Genomic DNA, 4,803 nt, shown 5'->3' on the forward strand with positions numbered 1-4,803 from the left:
GGTCGCAGACCCATCGCCAGCAGGCCGTCGAGATCAATCTGGTGCGGCACGTGGTAGTACATGCGGAAGCGAATCGGGAGTTCGCCCGACGCCTGCAGGTCCTGGACAGCGAGGATGTCCTCGGCCGAATACGGCAGGTTGTGGATCGTCGTCACGCCGTTGGCCAGGAAGAGGTCAGTCATGCGGGCACGAATCGCCGATGTCACCTGCGCGACGGTGAAGGGCGGGACCATGTCCCAGACCTCGGTGACGGCACCGGTCGGCGTGCCATCCTCGGCGCGATGCAGGACAACCCCCATTGGCGGCTCGCCGTCCCACAACCCGAGCAGCTGCAGCGCGAGGGTGTTGAGCATCGTGACATGTAGCGAGGAGTAGACGACGATCGGGTGCTGGTCCGAGATGGCATCGAGCTCCTGGCGAGTGAAGAGCCGTCCCTCGGGGACGCGGGCGTAGAGATTGAACGAGCCGCGGACAAGAATCCACTCTCCGGGCGGAGTTGTGCTGACGCGCTCGCGGATCATCCCGGCGATCGATGCGAGGCTGTTGTACGGCGGCGTCGTGAGCGAGAGGCAATGCGTCAGCGCGGAGCACGTCATCTCGAAGTGCGCGTGACCGTCGATCAGGCCGGGGACGACCGTGCGTCCGTCACAGTCGAATACGGGCGCGTCACCTGCCGCCCGCCGGATCTCGCTCGACGTGCCGATGCGGGTGATCCGGCCGTTGCGAACGAGCGCGGCTTCGGCGGTCGGCTGAGCATCCTCCATCGTCAGCAGGTTGCCATTGACGAGTGCGAGATCCATCGGAGTACACCTTTCCTTACCTCTGTGGGATCATCGTAGCGCATGACCCGGGAGTCTTCCTGGTATTCCGGCCCGCAGTGATTTCCGGAGGCGCGGCGAGTCGAATCATCAAACGAAGGAGTGTGAATATGACCCTCGAAGGCGAGTACGCGCCGAGCACGTCCGATTGGGCACGCAAGCAGGCCGAGCTCTACGAGCAGTCAGGCGGCACCGAGGGGACGACCCTGCGCGACATGCCGGTCATCGTCGTGACCTCGGTCGGCGCAAAGACCGGCAAGCTGCGCAAGACGCCGCTGATGCGCGTCGAGCACGACGGCGAGTACGCGGCAGTCGCCTCGCTCGGTGGCGCGCCCAAACACCCGGTCTGGTACTACAACCTCACGGCCAACCCGCACGTCGAGCTGCAGGATGGCACGGAGAAGCGGAGACTACATGGCCCGCGAGGTCACCGGAGAAGAGAAGGCGCAGTGGTGGGAACGCGCGCCGTCGCCACCTTTCCCCGTATGCCGACTACCAGGCGAAGACCACGCGGGAGATCCCCGTCTTCGTCCTCACGCCTGTCCCGGCCGAGTAACGCCTGCCGGTGGCGCGGTAGTCATCCTCGGCAATCAGGTTCTCCTGCGTGGGACAAAGTCGAACGGGTGGGAGATCTCTCACTGCGGTTCGAGATGACAGGACAAGTGAGTGGTAGCCGATCCAGCCACTCGACATTGCCATCAATGGCGAGTACTCCGGACCGGCAGCCCCCTCTGTCTCCTGTCATCTTGAGCGCGCACGCGAAAGATCTCCCACCCGTTCGATACAGTCCAACAACGAAGAGACAGATGACGCGACCATGCCTGACATCGTCGTATAGTGCCGCGACATTGGCTACAACGCAGTCACATCTCCGGGGAGGATGTCGTGGGAAAGAATTACGCGTCGTATAGCTTCTGGCTCGAGACCTGTGGCGACGACCTGACGCCGCGACCGGCGCTGCGTGGGACGGTCGACGTTGATGTGGCGATCCTCGGGGCCGGCTTCACCGGGTTGTGGACGGCCTACTACCTCTTGCAGCGCGATCCGTCGCTGAAGGTGGCGATTCTGGAGAGCGAGATCGCCGGGTTTGGCGCGTCGGGGCGCAACGGCGGCACGGTCGGCAACCGCTTCCCGGTCGGCTTGCGGCGCATGGCGCAGCTCTTCGGGCGAGAGTCGGCGATCGACGTGCAGCGCGCGATCGGCACGGTCGTCGACGAGATCGCTGGTGTCGCCGAACGTGAAGGCATCGACATGGACTACGTCCACGGCGGCTACACACGCCTCGCGCGCAGCCCCTACCAGATGGACGTTCTCCGTGCCGAGCAGCGCACAATGGAGGAGTTCGGCTTTGGCCACGGCTCGGTCGTGCTTGACGCCGACCAGGTCGCCGAGCGCGTCGCGGTCGCCGGTGCGATCGGCGGGCACCATCAGCGCCACGGAGGGAAGATCCACCCGGCGAAGCTGGCACGCGGACTGGCTCGCGCTGTCGAGCGTCATGGCGCGACGATCTACGAACAGTCGCCGGTTATCGGCTGGACGACCGGCGCGTACCCGGCACTGCATACGGCGGACGGCCACGCGCGGGCGAAGACGATCGTGCTGGCCGGTGAGTCGTACCTGTCGCGCTTCCCCGAGATGCGGCGCAAGGTGATGCCGGTCTACTCACTCATCACGCTCACCGAGCCGCTCTCCGAGGCGGACTGGCAGCAGATCGGGTGGGAAGCGCGCGAGGGACTTTCGTCGGCGACCAACATGGTTAAGTACCTGACGCACACCGCCGATGGCCGGGTGCTGTTTGGTGGACGCGGCGCACCCTACCACCTCGGCTCGCGCATTCGCGACGAGTACGACCGCCACGCGCCGACGCTCGGGATGTTGCAGGACGACGTGCGCGAGTGGTTCCCAATGCTGAAGGGCGTGAAATTCACCCACAGCTGGGGCGGGCCGCTGGGATGGCCGCGTGATTACGTCCCGACTGTCAGCTACGACCCAAAGGACGGGCTGGCCGCCGCCTATGGCTACACCGGCACCGGTGTCGGGCCAACCAACCTGTTCGGCCGCACGGTTGCCGATCTGATCACGCAGACCGACAGCGACCTCACGCATCTGCCGTTCATCAACCGCGCGGGACGGAAGTGGGAGCCGGAGCCATTCCGCTTCTTCGGCGTGCGCCTCGTGCAGCGCGGCTTCGCCCAGCTCGACGAGAAGGCCGAAGCAACCGGCGTCGCGCCCGATGGCTCGTCCCTCGTGGAGCGCCTGACGCGGCACTGACGCGGCAGATCGCTGTCGAATCTGGCCATGCTCGTTCGACTAGTTGACGTCGGAACAGAAACGGCTCGGGCAGCGGTGCCGGGGCCAGCGATGAAGGAGCAGAACCATGACACAGAAGATCGTCCCCTGCCTGTGGTTCGATGGCACGGCTGAGGAAGCAACCAATTTCTACGTCTCGCTCTTCGAGGATTCGGAAGTCCTCGACGGATTGCGTGATCCCGAGACCGGCAACGTCATTTCGACGTCATTCCGGATCTACGGGCAGCAGTTCATGACGATCAATGGCGGGCCGATATTCAAGCTCAGCGAAGCGACGTCGTTCATGATCCAGTGCGAATCGCAGGAAGAAGTCGATCGCCTCTGGGACGCGCTGACCGCGGACGGCGGCGAGGAGAGCCAGTGCGGCTGGCTGAAGGACAAGTTCGGCCTGTCGTGGCAGATCACGCCGACGCGGCTGCTTGAGCTCGTGTCCGGCCCCGATCCCGAGGGTGCCGCTCGCGCGACGCAAGCGATGCTGAAGATGCAGAAGATCGACATCGCGACGATCGAGCGCGCCTACGCAGGCGAATAGCGCCGCGTCAGCCGCCCGGCGCGCTTCCCTCGGGCGCGCTCATTGGTGGTCTCTGCGCTCATGGTTGCTTCATACCGGGATCTTTGGCGCGGCGACGCGGGTCTCGCCGGGCCGGTCACGTATACTCGGCACGACGGGTATGTTGCAATCAGGAGCAGAGGCGGAGCGGGATGCGGATAGCATTTCTGGGGCCAATCGGAACGTTCAGCGAAGAAGCGGCAATGATGGTCGCGAACGAGGGCGACACACTGATACCGTTTGCATCGTTTCCGGCCCTCGTCTCCGCCGTCGAAGCTGACGTCGCCGACACGGCTGTCCTGCCGATCGAGAACTCGATCGAGGGCTCCGTCTCCGGCACGCTCGATCTGCTGATCCACGAGACGGCACTGCAGATCTCGCGCGAGGTCGTCGTTCCCGTGCGACATTGCCTTTCGGCTGCGCCGGGTGCGTCGATCACCGGGATCAAGACGGTGCATAGCCATCCGCAGGCGCTGGGGCAGTGCCGCCGCTTCCTGGAGCGCTGCCTGCCGAACGCCAACCAGACCGCTGCGCTTTCGACAGCCGGGGCGGTGGAAGCGGTCGTCAAGGGTGGCGATCCGACGGTCGCGGGCATCGGCACCGCGCGTGCGGCAGAACTCTATGGCGCGGAGATTCTGGCGCGGAACATTGAGGACAACCACCTGAACGCCACGCGCTTCGTGGCACTGTCCAGCCGCGACCACCCGCAGACCGGCAACGACAAGACCTCGATGGCCATCGCGGTGCGTCGCAACGTGCCCGGCTCACTCTTCGCCGTGCTGGAGGAGCTGTCCGCCGACACGATCCAGATGACGCGCCTGGAGAGCCGACCGGCCAAGAACGTCCTCGGCGAGTACTACTTCCTGATCGACATCGAGGGCCACCGGCTGGACGCGCCAATCGCGGCGGCGCTGGAGCGCATGCGCGCCAAGAGCGACATCTTCAAGGTGTTCGGCTCGTATCCCGCCTTCGTCGACGAGGCAGCCACCGAGTAGCCAGCGCCGCCATCAGTCGCGCTGCGCGACGATGCGGACGTATTCAAGCTCGCCGTTGCGGAAGCCCTTGTAGAGCACGCTGCCCTCGGAGGCCAGAAATTCGCGGGCTAGACCGTGCAGCGGCTTCGGA

4 protein-coding genes and 1 pseudogene are annotated in these 4,803 nt (G+C 65.3%); 4 read left to right on the plus strand and 1 reads right to left on the minus strand.

Going from position 1 to position 4,803, the window contains the following annotated elements:
• Window positions 1-800 (minus strand): amidohydrolase family protein (locus tag M9890_15415; protein MCO5178343.1); only part of this gene is annotated, 800 nt, incomplete at its 3' end.
• 128 nt (window positions 801-928) lie between these two features.
• Between M9890_15415 and M9890_15420 the strand changes: the two are divergent.
• The 4 genes and pseudogenes from M9890_15420 to pheA all read left to right on the plus strand — a co-directional run bounded on the left by M9890_15420 (window position 929) and on the right by pheA (window position 4,673).
• Window positions 929-1,374 (plus strand): annotated as a pseudogene (locus tag M9890_15420) (nitroreductase family deazaflavin-dependent oxidoreductase).
• Window positions 1,375-1,703: 329 nt separating this feature from the next.
• Window positions 1,704-3,089, plus strand: coding sequence for an FAD-binding oxidoreductase (locus M9890_15425; GenBank protein ID MCO5178344.1), 1,386 nt, complete (start codon window positions 1,704-1,706; stop codon window positions 3,087-3,089).
• Between the two features lie 106 nt (window positions 3,090-3,195).
• Window positions 3,196-3,660, plus strand: coding sequence for a VOC family protein (locus M9890_15430; GenBank protein MCO5178345.1), 465 nt, complete (start codon window positions 3,196-3,198; stop codon window positions 3,658-3,660).
• 170 nt (window positions 3,661-3,830) lie between these two features.
• Entirely contained in the window at window positions 3,831-4,673 is an 843-nt protein-coding gene (gene pheA, locus M9890_15435) for a prephenate dehydratase (GenBank protein MCO5178346.1), read from the plus strand.
• The last annotated feature ends 130 nt before the right edge of the window (window positions 4,674-4,803 follow it).

It is taken from the genome of Thermomicrobiales bacterium (genome assembly GCA_023954495.1).
GTDB lineage: Bacteria > Chloroflexota > Chloroflexia > Thermomicrobiales > CFX8 > JAMLIA01.

Excerpts from the sequence above, each read along its gene's own strand:
- M9890_15430 (MCO5178345.1), top strand. The coding sequence starts at position 3,196 with ATGACACAGAAGATCGTCCCCTGCCTGTGGTTCGATGGCACGGCTGAG.
- pheA (MCO5178346.1), top strand. The coding sequence starts at position 3,831 with ATGCGGATAGCATTTCTGGGGCCAATCGGAACGTTCAGCGAAGAAGCG.